Here is a 16,579-nt window from a genome sequence, read left to right as displayed (position 1 = left end):
AAATAGTACCTAGAATGGGCACAAGCATATTGCCTTCCTCCTCCTTGCTCCTGTAGATTTTTGCGAGTTTTCACTTAAATATATAAGTATAGCTACGCTAGTTCATAACTAATTATAGGTATCCTATTTAGGCTAATAACTTATGGATAGGCTAGACTATGCCGATTCCAGGACATGAGAAAAGAATTATTACTACTAAGCTTATCTTTGTGCGCTTTGCCGGCTTTTGCTGCCGACCCCCAACCGATAAATACCGGACAAAACTTACCCTCTTGGCCAAAAACAATGGAAACTTGGAGAAAGTACTTTCCTGGCTTGGAAGAGGAAGTAAAGAAAGCCTTCGAAGAAGCAAAAAAAGACGGGATTTTCAAGCTGGAAACTAACCTTTCCCCCGTAGCTTGGAATATCACGGCAGAAAAGGGCGTCATCATAAACTCAATTAATTCCGGTTTTTACCGCTCGTACAGAGATCCTAAGACACACGAAATCGTATTTCCGGAATTGGAAAACGCCAATAACGACGTGTTGATCAAAACTCAAGGAGACATAATTGTCTCTCCTAAGTCTACGAACCATGCAGGTTATGGATATGCCGTGGCGGTCGACTCGGATACATCAACTACTTTAGAGGCAGGAAAAAAGATTGTACTGAAAGCTCTGGATCAGAAATCCGATTCAAGCTATCAGGATGGCCTTTCTATTGCCGTAGCTGAAAATGGAAAGCTAAATCTAAAGGCTGAAGATGTATATGTTTACGGAGGCGTCGTTGCGCAATACGGTGCCACCGTTAATATCAATGCTTCAAATAGCCTCTATTTTTTGAAACCTACGGATCCGGCGGTCGGAATAAAAAACGCAAATGAGATGCCTATAAGTTTGATTGCCTCCGGAATGACTCTTAGTGCCTCAAATATCTTTTTCAACCGTCAGGTAGATATTGGTCAGACGTTTTTTGATACGCCCCATCCCAGTCAATTGACTATCGAAGACAATCTCGAGGAAAACATCGCCGTAGAAAATGTCTGGTTTTATTTTCCCGCGTTTGTTGATGACTTCTCCCACCTGAAGGTAAATATTGCAGGTTCCGTTGTTTTTAATGAAGAGCTGGTACTCTCAAACAATAGTAGCTCCGATATTTCTGCGACCAAAATTCGAGTTAAGAATATTTTGATTAACGGCACTGATTCCAAGGCCAGCTTCAATGTTAAAGACAACGGTGTTATGCAGGTCGACGGAATTATCAAAGTCGGAAACCGCTCTCACGTTGATATTAATCTTGGAAAAGGAAGCTCCCTCAGGGCTTATGTGGAGGCAGATCCGCTCGGATCAACTTCCGTAACCATGGGGCAGGGCAGTATTTGGTTTCCTATTTCAGATTCGAATGTCAATACACTGACGATGTCCAAGACCAGTGTTTTGGAGATGGGGGCGCCAGGTGAATCTATCACGGTCACTACCGATACCCTGCAAGGCGACTGTAGTGTCTTATGGTACTAGCCAAGGGCTCAAGGTACCCTGAAAATTAATAATAAGAGCGAGGGTACTCATTTTGCCCTTTTAGGATCTACGGGAAGAAGTATCCAAGAGACTCACTACCTTTTTCAGACCGTGACAATTGATGGATCAAGTCCGGAAAACAGCAAAGGTGAATTTTATTTAGCCAATGGGGGTGTGGTAGAAGCGGGGCCTTATCAGTACAAGCTTCAGCTCGGAGAATATGCCGACGGTTCAGATAAAGTATGGTTAGTCACTGCAGCTCAGAATCCAAAGCCGGAAGCTCCTCCTTCGGACGGCCAACCTCCGGCAGATTCTCCTTCGCAGCCGCAGGATCCACTCCCTCCTTTGCCTTCGGAACCGAATAATCCCGGGACGTATCCTGATGATTTAATGCCGAAACCGGACGGTTTATCCAGTGGTGCAAAGCTGGCATTGGCTGCCATAGGACAAGGTACTCAAGTTACACAATACCTTGGAGCTTTGAGTGAGCTACGGGAGAGATTGGGAGACATTCGCAATAACTTCAACGAAAGTCATGACCGCACCTATGTATTATTCCGCTATGACAAATCTCGTCTCTCTTTCCATGAAGGAGTAAGCGGAAGACTTAAAAACCTCGGGACAGCTATCGGCATTAACCGTCAGATTTCTCCGGAAGTAATTGTCGGGGCCGATATAGATTTTGCTCATGCCAAATTGAAAGTCAATGACGACGAAAAAGGAAAGGTCAAAACTGATGCTGTTGGAGCAAGAGGTTATTTAACGTGGTTTAATCAAAAAGGCAGTTATGCTGACGTTGTGCTTACGTTTAACCAGTATCGCCACCATCTTTCAACTGAAATGATCGATGGAGTTCCCACCAGCGCAAAATATTCTAATTTCGGTGCAGGCGTTTCTGCGGAGGCCGGACACCAGTTCCAGTTTTTGAACAGCGGGGAGCATGACTACTACTTTATTCAGCCTCAGATCCAACTGTCATCTTACTGGCTTAAAGGAAAAGATTTCTCTCTGGACAATGGTATGAACGTGTCAGTAAAAGACGGGAAGAGTCTTACCGGGCGCATTGGCGTTGATATCGGGAAAAATTTTTTGATTGCTGATAAAAATCCTGCCCAAGTGTATTTGCAAGGAGGCATATTGCATGAATTCCTCGGTAAAACCAAAGCTCGGTTAAACGAGTTTAGTTTTGAAGATAAGTCCCTGGGGACTCGTGCTTATTACGGCGTTGGGTTCGAAGTTAAAGCTAAGGACCGAGTGAAATTTTTTGCTCAGGTAAACCGGGAATCGGGACATCGAATTAAAACCGATCTGCAGATCCGAGTAGGCGCTAGTATCCTCTTTTAGTCTTTAAGAAAACGGCTTCTCATATGGGAGGCCGTAGTACTTTGGTTTTCTTTCATTCGCATGCTCTTTCTCTAACCTGAATTCCGGACCTCCTAGGTGATAAATCTAGGAGGTTCTTTGATTCCTATGGCTTCCAAAGTTAATCTTATTTTCTTTGGAATTAAGTCCCAATAAAAGAATTGATTGTTTTCTGATTTCCGGCTTGTGACATCTATCACACTCAGGCTTCTTAAGAAGTCGGGGACATCGTCAGGCAAAAATTTTGCTTTTTCTTCCTGACAGTTTTCTTCTTCTCTTGCCCGGTGGAAACGCATTTTTAAATTCATCAGCAAAATCAAGCTTAGAAATAGAACAAATACTTTTCCTTCTAAAGCGCTTTCCTGGCAACGCATGCGGCGTCCCGAACATCTCTCTTTGAGGTTATTGAAGTTCTTCTCCACGATGTCTCTTTGCCGGTAAATTCTCAAAGCTTCAGCTGCCGAAGATACTGAGCTGGACACCAATACGAATAGCCCTAGTAGTTTTTCATTTTGCTGCCACAGTTCTTTGTCGTAAGCCCATCCTAGAGAGCCCTTGATAAAGAACTGTTTACGCAAGTCTGCTTCCGGTTTATTTAAGGGAGATTTAGCTTTAATTTTTTTCTGCAGTTTTTTCAGCTTTTTCAACAATGTTTCTCTTTCTCCGGCGGCACGGAATGGGTCAAGATAAACATGGATATACAGTGGCTTCCTTTCACGATAACCTGTTGAAGGATCGTAGTAAGACCAAGTAGTTGAAGATGTTTTGGCTTGCAGTCCATATTCTTCTAAGAATGTATCCACGCCTCCTAACTGCAATTCCCTGGCAAAACTGTTAATAACCGATTTGCAGTAATTAAGGTTGGTCTTAGAGCCGCAGATAAATCCAAGATTGTTTTTATAAAGTTGGTCAAGCAAAGAAGGTGAGCTAAAGGCTCTATCCATGACTAAGCTAACGTTGGAGGTATCCAATTGAGCGGTGTCTACCAACAACTGCCTTAAAGCCAGAGGATCAGAAATTGAACCTTCCAGAACTTTGTAATACAGAGGTTCTCCGGAATTTTCGGAAACGATCAGACCCAAGTTTAACTGAGGCAGTTCTGGATTTTCTTTGCTGTAACCATAGGCAGTTTTTCGGATGGTTTCAGAGTAAGAAGAGATAGAGGTGGTGTCAAAGCTCCAATAAAGAGAATTCTGCTCGGAAGATTTAGAGTGTTGAATCCTTTTGTGAAGAAATCGCATGACTTCTGGATTTAAGATGCTTTGAAAAACTTCGGAGACTTCCTGAGAGCTCAAGGGAGAGCAAGGCAGCCAAGTGTGATGGCTGTAGATCTCAAATTCTGAGGCAACGGCGCCCGGATCGGAGGCAAAGAAAATAGCCAAAGACAGAAGAACTGCCGCACGGTTTTTCCCAAATACATCCTCAAGATCAGTCAGCAGATGGTTTTGTTGGGCTATTTGCCACAAGACATAGGAGGCTCCGGCAGAAAGTCGAGTGTTCTGATCGAGTTCATCAAAGAAAGCCTGACGTTGTTGAGCCATGGGCTCAAGAGGTGGAAGCACCGCAATATTTGGACCGGCAAGACGTATTGTTCTTCCAGATAAGGTGGCCTTGCAGTCCTTTAAAGCAGGAAACTGACTTAAGAATTTCTTTCCTAGCTCTACTGAGTCATCATCAAAAATTCTTCCTACCGTTTTCTGGAATTGTTTCTGGCAAGTGGAGCCTTCCCATTTATTTCTGTAGAAAATCGCATATCTAATCCCATGATTGTTCTTAATAAAAATGGGTGAGATAACTCCTGACTCAATGAAATAGTTTTCTTGAGCCGAAGGATCAAAATTTGTTTGAGAAGTATCGGTTTCCATAGGAGATAATTATCACCTATGAAATATATAAAAAAGCTGATTCGTAACTCAAAAAGAGCACTAAATCAGCAAGTTATTAAGAAAAAGCAAGAAATTGTTAAATATGCACCTAGATTAACGGGAATTCAGGCTCTAAGATCCAACGAAGTTCTCAGTTTTTTGAGTTTTTCAAATTACAATCCGACCAATACGTAGCTTTGACTTGGATAGTTTTTCTTTGGTCTGAAAGGAAAAAAGATTGGAAAATTTTCACCAACTGCTTGCGGGATTCCATCATTTCAAACAAAAATATTTTCTGAAAGAAAGGGATTTCTTTGAGTCGCTGGAAAAGCAGCAGAACCCAAAGACTCTGGTAATTTCGTGCTGTGACTCGCGTGTTGATCCGGCCCTTCTTTTGAATTGCAAGCCGGGAGAACTTTTCGTCATCCGCAATGTTGCTGCTCTCGTGCCGGACGTCTCTCAAGTCAAGGCACCGAGTTCTGTGATGGCGGCGATAGAGTATGGTGTGAAGCATTTGAACATTGAACATATTGTCGTCTTAGGACACTCCAATTGCGGCGGTATTCACGGCCTTATCGAGCCGGCATCGATTGCTTCGGAAACCTATATTCAAGACTGGGTTGCCATTGCATCTCCGGCCTTAGAAAGGCTAAAAAATCTGACGGCAGATGAAACCCATATATGCAGAACAAGGCATTGTGAGGAGGGGGCAGTGTTGGTGTCTCTAGATAATCTTCTATCTTATCCGTGGATTTATGAACGGGTAGAGCAAGGCACATTAAAACTGCACGCTCTGTACTACGATCTGAGAGAAGGAGAGTTGTTTAGATTCAGTCCGGACCGAGAAGATTTTCTTCCGCTCAAAAGAGTTCCGGGTGAGAATCACCTGCCGTAAGATAACCTCTTGTAAAGGTAGCACCTTTCGAGTTTTCCTCAGAAGGTGTTTTTTACTTCCACATTAGCGAGGTGCTTTCCGTCCAAGCGGGTGATTTTATAAAAATCTTCACGGCCTTAAAATATATAAGGACTCAAATCGTGCACTTTGATTTCTTATGGTTTTCTCTTGTCATGTAGAGTGACAAGTAAGGGTACTAACGAGAGCATCGTACCATGCTAATTCATAACTCCACTTAAGGAACCAATTCGGGAATATAGCTTAGGTATGAATTAGAACCATAGGGAACAAGACAATGAGGAAGACATTAACGCTGCTGAGCTTGGCTTTTCTTACTCTGCCGGTTTCTGCAGGGCAGTTTGATCATGTTTATGCGGGGAAGAAAAGCACAACCTCGAGAGATCCGTTGGAATTAAACTGGGAGCGTTATTTCCCAGGGCTGCAGAAAGAAATAGAGCAGGCTTTTGAAGAGGCTCGTAAAGATGGAGAGTTTATTTTTAGCTCGAACCAAATCCCTGTAGCGTGGAATGTCAAGGCAACAGGCGATGTTGTTATCAATTCAGTCAATTCCGGTTTTTTCATGAATTATCGGAATCCGGACAACCCTGCCAAACTCCTTTTTCCTGGGCTTCACGCAGATGAACAAGGGGTCAGTATTCTGACAGGTGGGGACATCACTATCAGTCCTCGTCCGACAGAAGAGAAGGGGTTCGGGTATGCTGTATCCGTAGGTCACGACACGACTACAACGCTTCAAGCCGGTGGAAAAATTGTTTTAATGACCCCGTATTCCGACCAATATAAAAGTTATCAAGATGAGTTGGCCATCGCAGTTAGCGAAAAGGGTCAGCTGAATATGAGGGCGGAAGATATCTATATTTTTGGAACGGTTGAAGCACAGTACGGAGCAAAGATAGATATCAAGGCTGCAAACAATCTTAATTTTATGCAGCCGACCGATGCTGGTGGAAGCGAAGAGATAAAGAGTCCGCTTCGCTTACTTACTTCGGACATGGAACTGAGCGCAAAAAATATTCTTTTTAATCGTCCGGTGGCTATAGGTGCACTCTTTTTCGATACTTCCCATCCCAGTTCCTTAATTATCCAAGATGCTCCCTCTGCAAACATTAAAGTTGAAAGCGTTTATTTTAATAAGCCGGTTTTAGTCGAAGCTGACTCTGATTTAAAAGTGGATATTGCAGGAAACGTGGTTTTTAATGAAGGTATGAAACTGCTTTCCAATGGTCAGTCAGAGGTAACAGCCTCTGGAATCCGAGTACAGAGTCTTTCATTAGGAAATCTTGGTTCAAAGGCAGATTTCAATGTCCGGGATAACGGGGTTATGTATGTTGATAACAAGATCGAAGTCGGCCACAACTCGCATCTGGATATTAATTTGGGAGAAAAAAGTGCATTACGCGCCCAGATTGTTACTCACCACACTCACATAATCAAAGAGCTTGGCACCACTACTTTGACGATGGGGCCCCAAAGCTTTTGGGCTTCGCTCGGCGATTCAAGACTTACTAATTTAACTTTATCTAAGGGCAGCGTAGTAGACATGGGTGACCCTAATACCGCCTTGACGATAAGAACTGAAACATTACGAGGCGACGGAGGACTTCTCTGGTATAGGCCCGGTGCAAAAGGGACATTGGAGATTCTTGTTAAAAGTGAAGGTTCTCACCAAGCTTTATTAGGTTCAACCGGCAAAGATATCAGTTCTGCCGATTATCTATGGCGCCCGCTTGTGGTAGAGAGCTTGACAGACAAGGATGGAGAAGCAGTTTTTAGCTTAGTAAACAATGGAGTTATCGAAGCCGGTCCTTACTAATACAAACTGGGACTTTATAACGCCGATAAAGGAACCCGAACATATTGGTTCGTGGGAGCCAAAGATATCAAGCTTACCCCTGCTGGCGATACTCCTGCCGAGCCGGGCACACCGGATCAGCCCGGTGGAGGAGATCAGCCTGAAACTTTCATTCCTCCTCCGAACTTTGATGTGGAAGACCCTTCCACTTACCCGGATTACTTAATTCCAAAACCTGATGGCCTGTCAGAGAGTGCAAAACTTGCCTTAGCGGCCGTCGGACAAGGCACCCAAGTAACTCAATATCTGGGCGCTTTGGCTGAATTAAGAGAAAGATTGGGAGAAATTAGAAATAATTTCTCTGAAGATACGGACGGGGCATATGTTTTATTCCGTTATGACCAGTCGCGTCTTACTTTCTTCCGGGGTGTAAATGGCAAACTGAGGCACTATGGTACTGCCGTTGGAGTAAACCGCAAAATTTCTCCGAGTGTTATTGTCGGCGGCGATATTGATATTGGCTACGCTAAGCTAAAAATTAACGACATCGGTCAAGGAAAAGTCCACACAAATTCTTTAGGGGCCAGAGGTTATCTGACTTGGTTTAACCAAGCCGGTACTTATGCTGATTTAGTGCTGACCTTTAATCACTACCGTCATCGTATGTCCACTAAGATGCTTGATGAAGAGTCCACAAGTGCAAGATATTCCAATGTCGGCGCAGGCGTTTCCGCAGAGGTCGGCCACCGGTTCAAATTCTTAGAAAAGGGTCCATACGACCATTACTTTATCCAACCGCAAGTACAGCTGTCTTCTTACTGGTTGAAGGGAAAGAACTTCTCGCTTAGTAACGGTATGGATGTCTCCGTGAAGGCCGGTACGAGCTTAAGCGGAAGAGTTGGTGTTGATATCGGAAAGAACTTCTTGATCGGGGATAAGAAACCCGCCCAAGTGTATTTGCGCGGCGGCGTATTGCATGAGTTCCTTGGCAAGACTAAAGCTCAGTTAAATGAGTTCAATTTTGAAGACGAGGCGTTAGGAACCCGTGTCTACTACGGTGTTGGTTTTGAAGTCCGAGCTAAAGATAGAGTGAAGTTATATGCTCAGTTGAACCGTGAATCTGGTCATCGTATTAAGACTGACGTCCAGGTCCGATTCGGCGCAAGCTTCTTCTTCTAGTTTTCTTTACAACAACAGCTTCCATATGGAAGCTGTTGAAATAAGAGTCTGGAAATTAAGCCTGCAGTTTCTTCTTCAGAATGGCATTAACCTGTGCAGGGTTGGCTTTGCCTTTGGTTGCTCTCATGGTTTGGCCAACAAGGGCGTTGAAGGCTTTTTCTTTGCCTGAACGGTATTCTTGAACCATTTTCTCATTAGCGGCTAAGACGTTGTCAACAATCGCTTCAATAGCGCTAGTGTCGGAAATCTGCTTGAGGCCGAGACTTTCAATTAGCGCATCAATATCATCGCCTTTCTTTTCCCAGATAGCGGTAAAGATCGTACGGGCGCCTTTCTGGTTGATGGTGCCGTCAGTCATCTTGTTGATAATGGCGGCTAATTGAAGCGCAGAAACGGGGCATTCAGAAATGTCTGTTTCAGTAGCGTTGAGCTGAGAAAGAACTTCCCCTCTAATCCAGTTAACTGCAGCTTTCTTATCTTTAACGGCATTTGCTGTCGTTTCAAAATAAACTGCGAGTTCTCTGGAAGAAGTCAGCTGCTGAGTATCCGCTTCGGAAAGATCCATTTCTTTCTGAAGTCTTTCACGCATAGCGTGCGGCAATTCCGGCATGCCTTTCTTAGTTTCTTCGATCCATTCGTCGGAGATAATCAGCGGAAGAAGATCAGGATCCGGGAAATAGCGGTAATCCATAGAATCTTCTTTACTTCTCATTTCTCGGGTTTCATCTCTGTCCGGATCGTAGAGGCGCGTAGCCTGAACAACTTTACCGCCTTCAGTAATCACTTCGATTTGTCTTCTGACTTCATATTCGATAGCTGCCTGAAGGAACTTAAAGCTATTAAGGTTTTTAATTTCTGTGCGGGTACCGAACTCTTTCTGACCTTTCGGGCGAATAGAAACGTTAGCATCGCAGCGGAAATTTCCTTTCTGCATATCGCCGTCGCTTATTCCAATCCAAACGACTAAGTCGTGAAGAGCTTTAGCATATCCTACGGCTTCAGCAGCACTTCTCATTTCCGGTTCGGTAACGATTTCCAGAAGCGGTGTGCCCGCACGGTTAAGGTCAATGCCGGTTTTGCCGTGGACGACACCGTGTACGCTCTTGCCTGCATCTTCTTCCAAGTGGGCACGCGTGAGGTTCACTGTCTTGGTATAAGAAGTCCCGTCCGCATTCTCAACTGGGAAAGTCAGGCTGCCGCCGATGACCACCGGGTGTTCAAATTGGCTGATCTGATAGCCTTTTGGCAGGTCAGGATAAAAGTAATTCTTACGGGCGAAAACGCTCTTATTGGCAACTTTTGCGCCGATAGCAAGACCGAATTTGATAGCTCTTTCAACGGCACCTTCGTTTAAAACCGGCAGGCAACCTGGAAGAGCTAAATCCACCGGACAGGCGTGAGTATTCGGTTCAGCACCGAAGGCCGCAGAAGCACCTGAGAAAATCTTGCTTTTTGTAGATAACTGGACGTGTGTCTCAAGTCCGATAACAACTTCCCATTCCATTTCTTTTTCCTTTCCTAGTATCCTGCGGGAATTTTCTTATGCCAGTCAGTAACTTGTTGGTAAGCGTGAGCAACGCCAAGCAGCTGGGCTTCCCGGCATTTTGCACCGATTAATTGGAAACCGTAAGGACGGTTATTAGGGCTGATCCCGCAGGGAACGCTCATGGACGGCAGACCGGCGAGAGATCCCGGAACTGTAAAGAGGTCGCTCAAGTACAGAGAAAGCGGATCGCTTTTGTCATCAAAACTGAATGCGGCATCTGTAGAGACCGGACAGAAGATGACGTCGCAGCTGTTTTTAAAGGTGTTGTCGAATTCTTGAGCAATCAAGCGGCGTACCTGTTGAGCTTTGATGTAGTAAGCATCGTAATAGCCGTGAGAAAGAACGTAGGTTCCGATAAGAATACGGCGCTTGGGCTCCGAACCGAATCCTTCGTCGCGGCTGCGTTTGATCATATCGAGAAGATCATCGTACTTCTGAGCTCTGTGTCCGTAGCGGACGCCGTCAAAACGGCTGAGGTTGGAGCTGGCTTCGGCAGGAGCGATGATGTAGTAGACGGGAACGCCCAAGTCAGCTGTCGGCAGATCAATGTCAACGAGCACTGCACCGAGTTCTTGATATTGGCACAAGGCATCGTTAAGAGCTGCTTTAAGGCCTGGAGCAACCTTGTCTAGCCACTTTCTGGGTACGCCGATTCTTAATCCTTTGACGCCGTCATTTAAAGAAACTGTCAAATCTTCCGGAGGAAGTTCAATGCTGGTGGAATCTCGCTTGTCAAAGCCGATGATGTGTGACAAAACCAGTGCACAGTCTTCTGCGGTCTGGGCGATGATGCCGGCTGTATCAAGGCTGGAGGCGAATGCAATCATGCCCCAGCGGCTCGGACGTCCGTAAGTAGGTTTAATGCCGGTGACGCCGCAGAAAGCAGACGGCTGGCGGATGGAGCCGCCGGTGTCGGTACCTGTAGCGACCGGAGCAATGCGGGCTGCCACGCAGGATGACGCTCCGCCGGAGGAACCGCCCGGAACCGCATTTTTGTCCCAAGGATTGTAGGTTTTGCCAAAAGCGCTGTTTGCTGTGGTAGAACCCATGGCAAACTCATCGCAGTTGGTCTTGCCTAAACAAACCATGTTGATTTCTTTGAGCTTTTCAACTACTGTGGCATCGAAGGGACTCATGTAGCCCTCAAGCATCTTGCTGGCAGCTGTGCTTGCCCATTCTTTGGTTACGAAAATATCTTTGTGGGCAATAGGGACGCCGGCTAAAGGACCGGCTTCGCCTGCGGCGATTTTCTTATCAGCTTCTCTAGCTTGGGCAAGACTGACTTCAGGGCGGACGTCAAGATAAGCATTAAGTTCTTTTGTAGCTTCGATTTTTTGAAGGTATGCTTTGGTGACTTCTTCTGAAGAAACTTTTTTAGCAGAAAGCAGGGAGCTGAGTTCTGCGACCGTCGCTTGTGTTAAATCCGTCATTACTATTCCTTTACTCAATTACTTTAGGTACTAGGAAAAGACCGTCCATTTCATCGGGGGCATTTTTCATATTTTCTTCCCGACGATTATGTTCGGTTACGTCATCTGGACGAAGGCGCTGAGCTCCGCCGAACGGGTGAGGCATAGGCTCGATCCCTTCGGTATTAATAGATTGAATTTGTTCAACCATTCCAAGAATGTCATTTAGCTGGCTCATCAATTCCGGGGCTTTTTCATCGGAGAGGTCGATACGAGCCAGATCAGCGATTCTGCGGACATCGCTTAAAGTCAAGGACATATTTGCACCTAATCAAATTAAAAATTTTTTGTTCTTTTTACGCCTGTTGTTTCAGCACGTAAAGAACGGTCACACAATCGAACAAGAATAACCTTTTTTAGTCTATCATTTTGGTTTATTTATTATTTATGTGCGCAGAGTGCCGCCTCTAAAGGCAGGGAGTTTTGATGTTTGGCAGCTTGAGAAATTATTTCTCCAATGATCTCGCAATCGACCTAGGAACCGCTAACACTTTAATTTATTGCCGCGGTAAAGGGATGGTTCTTAATGAACCAAGCGTAGTGGCCGTTCGTACTGATAAGGGAAACTCGAATAAATTGGATGTTCGTGCTGTCGGTAAAGAAGCAAAAAGTATGCTTGGCCGCGTTCCGGGAAATATCGACGCTATTCGTCCGATGAAAGACGGTGTCATCGCCAATTTCACCGTAACCGAACAAATGCTAAAGAGCTTTATTAAGAAAGTTCATACTCCCAGCATTTTTACTCCGCGCCCGAGAATCGTTATTTGTGTGCCCTACGGCTCTACTCAAGTTGAACGCAGAGCGATTAAAGAAAGCGCGGAGGCTGCCGGAGCTAAAGAAGTCTTCTTAATTGAAGAGCTAATGGCAGCTGCTATCGGTGCTGGTCTGCCCGTCTCCGAAGCTATCGGTTCCATGGTTATCGATATCGGCGGCGGTACAACAGAAGTCGGCGTTATTTCTCTTGGCGGTATTGTTTATGCCAGCAGCGTTCGCGTCGGCGGTGATAAGTTCGACCAGGCAATCATCGATTATATCCGTAGAAACTACGGCATGTTGATCGGTGAGCCGACAGCTGAATTTATCAAGAAAGAGATTGGTTCTGCTTTCGTTTCCAGCGAAGTCAGAGAGCTCGAAGTGAAAGGCCGCAACATTGCTGAGGGTGTGCCGCGCGCATTTTCTATTTCCAGCAACGAAGTTCTTGAAGCATTGAACGAACCCTTGAATCAGGTCGTCGGTGCCGTCAACAAGGCTTTGGAGCAGACTCCTCCGGAATTGGGCGCTGATATTGCTGTCAGAGGCTTAATGCTTACCGGAGGCGGTGCACTTCTTAAAGACTTAGACCGTCTGCTGATGGAAGAGACGGGGCTGCCGGTTGTTATCGCTGATGATCCTCTGAGCTGCGTTGTCCGCGGCTGCGGTATCGCTTTGGAAGGTATTGGCAAGATCGAAGATTCCATCTTCTGCTTCGGCTAGCGGTAATACAAACTAATGGCAGCACCCACCCCTGGTAAGAAGTTCTTCGGACCGAAACCTTCTTCTGTAACCAGTTTTGCGTTCTTTGCAGTAATTTCCGTCCTTCTGATGGTCGTTGACCATCAGATGCGGATGATGGAACCGGTCAGAAGCGGCTTAGCTGTCGTTTCAAATGCTGCCTACAACACTCTCAACGCCCCGGTAAGATTAGCTGAAGAAGCTACTGACCGTCTGCGCTCCAAATCTTCCATGATTAAAGAAAACGAGAGACTTCAGGAAGAATTGGCTAGAAATAAAGTTCTTATCTCTCGTCTGACAACCTTAGACGAAGAAAACCGAATTCTTAAGCAGATGCTGGTTCAGAAGAAGACGTTGCCGGTTCGCTCAGAAATGTTTTCCGTTAGAAGAGTTTTGTCTGACGGTTTCACACAAAGATTCCAGATTGACGGGGGCTCTAATGACGGATTGGAAGTCGGTATGCCGGTTGTTTCTGATCAAGGTTTGGCAGGTCAGCTGATGCATGTTGCTCCTCGAGCCAGCCAAATCCAGCTTATTCAAGATAAAAACCAAGAAGTCCCGGTTCTTTTTGTTGATTCCGGTGTTCGCGGCATCGTTCACGGAACCGGTGACGATACAAGGCTTCAGACCCGCGATCTGCCTTATACGGATAAAATCAAAGTCGGTGAAAAAGTGGTTACATCAGGCCTTGACGGAATTTATCCGAAAGGTATTCCCGTCGGTACCGTTATCTCTGCAGTTCCCGGTGAAACCGGAGCTTACGTTGAAGTTACGGTTGAAGCTCCGAAGAGCATCGGCAAACAGGATGCTGTTTTGGTTTTAATGGTTGACCCAAACGTTAAGCCTCTTCCTAGCATGGACGCAGAGGAGGAGAGCGGAGACGGTCAAACAAGAAGGAGGGCCCCTCGTGAGTGAGTTCTCCAAAGGCTATGAAACACGGCGCAGGCCCGATCGAACTTTTTTTGATCCGGCTTTTTCCAGCAACTATTGGATTTACGGTTCTATAGCAATCAGCTGGGGTATTGGTCTGCTTCCTCTTACGGAGTGGCCATTCTTTCCCAACCTGCTGGTGATGACATTGGTTTTTTGGGGTATTTATCAGCCTCAGAAGATCTACTACTGGCTGGCATTTCTTTTAGGTCTGCTGGTAGATACGGATTCGGCTGCAGTTTTCGGACAAAATTCTTTAGCGTTTTGCTTGGTTGTATTTTGTGCGGAAGCTATGAGTCAGCGTCTCCAATGGCTGCAGCCTGTGGGTCAGGCAATTAATATTCTGCCCGTATTTATGATTCTTCCGATTTTGTTGGTAATCGAAAGTTTCTGCTTTGGTTCTCTTCAGATTGACTGGGGATGGTTTACACGCGCTTTAATGGGTGTAGTGCTCTGGCCAGCTTGGTGTTTTATTCTGACTCGTCGTTTTATCTCTCTCAAATCGTAAGGTAGAACGTAATGGCGACTCGCTTAACGCCCGAAGAACTAAAACAAATCTCTACTTTTCGGAAGAGAACGGTATTCTTTTGTTTTGTTACGCTCATTCTCTTTTTGCTCTTGGCCAGCCGATTCTTTTATTTGCAGATTATTGAGTACGACAATTTCATCATCAAAGCAGAAGCCAATCGAAAAACAGAGACAGCTCATCCTCCGCGCCGCGGTATTATTATGGATAAGAACGGAGAGCTGTTGGCAGCAAACGAGCCAATCTATACCTTGGAAATTACTCCCGGGAAAGTGGTGGGACTTGCCAAGACAATCGAATCCCTGGAAAAAATTATTCCAATCACCAAGTACGACAAGAAGCGATTTTATCGATTAAAGGACGAATTGCCTCGTTTGAGTCCTGTGCCTTTAAAGAGTAATTTAACCGATGAAGACGTTGCGAGGTTTATTGCACAGGCATGGAAATTTCCGGGAGTTGAGGTTCGCTCACGCATGCATCGCTACTATCCGCAAGGAAAAGATGCAGCACACGTTGTTGGATACATCGGGCGTATCTCTCAGCGTGATCAGGCTGCTTTAGAAAAGAGCGGCAAAGAAGCTGAGTACTCCGGAACTCTTAATATCGGCAAGCTCGGTCTCGAACAAAGCTATGAAGATGTCCTGCACGGCAAGCCCGGCATTGAAGAACTGGAAGTCCGTGCTTCCGGCCGTCCGATTCGATCTTTGTCTAAGAGTCCTGCCACTTCCGGTTCTAACTTAATTCTGTCCCTCGATATGGGTTTACAGAGAGAAATTACTAAGGTTTTAGACGGCAGAAGAGGTGCCATCGTGGCGATTGAACCTGCTACTGGTGACGTGCTTGCTTTCGTCTCCAATCCTAGCTTTGACCCGAACCTATTCGTCGATGGTATTGATCAAGAGACTTGGGACGAACTCAATAACGATGAGGATAAACCTTTACTTAATCGAGCATTGAGAGGCGCTTATCCAATTGGCTCCACCATTAAGCCTTTTTTGGCACTTTCTGCCGCACAGTTGGGTGTTAGAGATCCAAGCCGGGTTATTCAAGACCGTGGTACTTTCCAGCTCGGCAACCATACTTTCCGGGATTCTACCCATGGAAGAGGTTACGGTCCTGTGGATATGAAGAGATCGATTGTGGTCTCAAGTGACGTCTATTACTACTCTTTGGCTCAGGATATGGGCATCGATAAGATCCATGATTCTCTGGCTCCTTTTGGTTTCGGTCAGATTACGGGCATTGACTTGAAAGGTGAGGCAAGAGGCATTCTCCCGTCTAGAGAATGGAAGGAAAAGAGATTTAAGCGCAAGTGGCTCACCGGAGACACAATTTCCGTTGGTATCGGACAGGGCTATAACGCCTTTACGATGCTTCAGCTGGCGCATGCCGTTGCCACTTTGGCCAATGACGGTGTGGTCATGAAGCCTCACTTGGTTAAGAAAATTGAAAATCCTACAACCGGAGAAGAAGAATACGTAGCCAGAGAGCCGGTAGGAAAAATCCCGTTTAAGCCCGAATACCTGAAGTTAGTTAAAAGTGCTATGCATGAAGTAACGAAGAAGGGTACAGGCCGCTCGACCTTTGCCGGGGCTCCCTACGAGGTAGCCGGGAAAACTGGTACTGCTCAGGTTTTAGGGATTAAACAAGGTGAAAAATACGACAAGAACAAGATTCGTGAAAGACACCGCGATCATTCCCTTTTCATTGCTTTCGCTCCCTACGATAAACCGGCAATCGCTTTAGCCATCTTAGTAGAAAACGGAGGCTTCGGTGCGCAAGCGGCAGCTCCCGCAGCTAGAAAGATTTTGGATTACTACTTAGTAGAGCGTTTGAAGGCCAAAGAAGAAGCTGGACAGCACAAAGAAGAGACAAAGAAGGAAGACAAGGACAAGGAGCAAAAAACAAAGAAAGTGCAGGCTGTTCGTAAAACTCCTACTAAAACAACCCCGGAAACAAAAGGAGCTCAACGATGAACCTCTACAAGAATTACTACGGAGACGCTC

The 16,579-nt window shown here is 45.6% G+C and carries 13 protein-coding genes; 9 read left to right on the top strand and 4 right to left on the bottom strand.

Annotated features, from left to right (window positions below; translation table 11 throughout):
* The first annotated feature begins 174 nt into the window (after positions 1 to 174).
* Together ADH67_RS09260 and ADH67_RS09255 are read left to right on the top strand one after the other, a co-directional pair.
* The gene (locus tag ADH67_RS09260; RefSeq protein WP_066594457.1) at positions 175 to 1,497 is read left to right on the top strand and encodes a hypothetical protein; all 1,323 of its coding nucleotides are present in this window, start codon (positions 175 to 177) and stop codon (positions 1,495 to 1,497) included.
* Positions 1,498 to 1,515: 18 nt separating this feature from the next.
* Positions 1,516 to 2,841 carry an autotransporter outer membrane beta-barrel domain-containing protein gene (locus tag ADH67_RS09255; RefSeq protein ID WP_084081541.1) on the top strand — a complete coding sequence of 442 codons (1,326 nt, stop codon included), beginning with the start codon at positions 1,516 to 1,518 and terminating at the stop codon, positions 2,839 to 2,841.
* Positions 2,842 to 2,933: 92 nt separating this feature from the next.
* On the opposite strand, the gene ADH67_RS09250 is transcribed toward ADH67_RS09255, so the two are convergent.
* Positions 2,934 to 4,724 (bottom strand): IS1634 family transposase, encoded by a 1,791-nt coding sequence (locus ADH67_RS09250; RefSeq protein WP_066594455.1) that lies wholly within the window; start codon positions 4,722 to 4,724, stop codon positions 2,934 to 2,936.
* A 238-nt stretch (positions 4,725 to 4,962) separates the two neighbouring features.
* On the opposite strand from ADH67_RS09250, the gene ADH67_RS09245 reads away from it, so the two are divergent.
* The 3 genes from ADH67_RS09245 to ADH67_RS09235 all read left to right on the top strand — a co-directional run bounded on the left by ADH67_RS09245 (position 4,963) and on the right by ADH67_RS09235 (position 8,611).
* Positions 4,963 to 5,619, top strand: coding sequence for a carbonic anhydrase (locus ADH67_RS09245; RefSeq protein WP_066594453.1), 657 nt, complete (start codon positions 4,963 to 4,965; stop codon positions 5,617 to 5,619).
* Positions 5,620 to 5,914: 295 nt separating this feature from the next.
* A complete protein-coding gene (locus ADH67_RS09240) occupies positions 5,915 to 7,453 on the top strand; it encodes a hypothetical protein (protein ID WP_066594452.1) in 1,539 nt (512 codons plus the stop codon).
* Positions 7,454 to 7,504: 51 nt separating this feature from the next.
* Positions 7,505 to 8,611 carry an autotransporter outer membrane beta-barrel domain-containing protein gene (locus tag ADH67_RS09235; protein WP_158212635.1) on the top strand — a complete coding sequence of 369 codons (1,107 nt, stop codon included), beginning with the start codon at positions 7,505 to 7,507 and terminating at the stop codon, positions 8,609 to 8,611.
* A gap of 55 nt (positions 8,612 to 8,666) precedes the next feature.
* On the opposite strand, the gene gatB is transcribed toward ADH67_RS09235, so the two are convergent.
* From gatB to gatC, 3 genes are read right to left on the bottom strand one after another with little or no spacing between them, the layout of a single operon-like run.
* Positions 8,667 to 10,115 carry an Asp-tRNA(Asn)/Glu-tRNA(Gln) amidotransferase subunit GatB gene (gatB, locus tag ADH67_RS09230; RefSeq protein WP_066594450.1) on the bottom strand — a complete coding sequence of 483 codons (1,449 nt, stop codon included), beginning with the start codon at positions 10,113 to 10,115 and terminating at the stop codon, positions 8,667 to 8,669.
* 14 nt (positions 10,116 to 10,129) lie between these two features.
* Entirely contained in the window at positions 10,130 to 11,587 is a 1,458-nt protein-coding gene (gene gatA, locus ADH67_RS09225) for an Asp-tRNA(Asn)/Glu-tRNA(Gln) amidotransferase subunit GatA (protein ID WP_066594449.1), read from the bottom strand.
* 10 nt (positions 11,588 to 11,597) lie between these two features.
* Positions 11,598 to 11,885: an Asp-tRNA(Asn)/Glu-tRNA(Gln) amidotransferase subunit GatC gene (gene gatC / locus ADH67_RS09220; RefSeq protein ID WP_066594448.1), complete on the bottom strand. Its 288-nt coding sequence runs from the start codon at positions 11,883 to 11,885 to the stop codon at positions 11,598 to 11,600.
* A 167-nt stretch (positions 11,886 to 12,052) separates the two neighbouring features.
* Here gatC and ADH67_RS09215 point away from each other — a divergent pair, with 167 nt between their 5' ends.
* From ADH67_RS09215 to mrdA, 4 genes are read left to right on the top strand one after another with little or no spacing between them, the layout of a single operon-like run.
* Positions 12,053 to 13,099, top strand: coding sequence for a rod shape-determining protein (locus ADH67_RS09215; protein ID WP_066594447.1), 1,047 nt, complete (start codon positions 12,053 to 12,055; stop codon positions 13,097 to 13,099).
* 15 nt (positions 13,100 to 13,114) lie between these two features.
* The gene (gene mreC / locus ADH67_RS09210) at positions 13,115 to 14,032 is read left to right on the top strand and encodes a rod shape-determining protein MreC (RefSeq protein ID WP_084081539.1); all 918 of its coding nucleotides are present in this window, start codon (positions 13,115 to 13,117) and stop codon (positions 14,030 to 14,032) included.
* Entirely contained in the window at positions 14,025 to 14,555 is a 531-nt protein-coding gene (gene mreD, locus ADH67_RS09205; protein ID WP_066594443.1) for a rod shape-determining protein MreD, read from the top strand. Before mreC ends, mreD begins: the two co-directional genes overlap by 8 nt.
* 11 nt (positions 14,556 to 14,566) lie before the next feature.
* Positions 14,567 to 16,549, top strand: coding sequence for a penicillin-binding protein 2 (gene mrdA, locus ADH67_RS09200; RefSeq protein ID WP_084081538.1), 1,983 nt, complete (start codon positions 14,567 to 14,569; stop codon positions 16,547 to 16,549).
* Positions 16,550 to 16,579 lie beyond the last annotated feature (30 nt).

Origin of the sequence: Turicimonas muris (assembly GCF_002221595.1) — a bacterium.
GTDB lineage: Bacteria > Pseudomonadota > Gammaproteobacteria > Burkholderiales > Burkholderiaceae_F > Turicimonas > Turicimonas muris.
The sequence above is the reverse complement of the archived record's forward strand: the minus strand, read 5'-3'. Positions and strand labels throughout refer to the sequence as shown.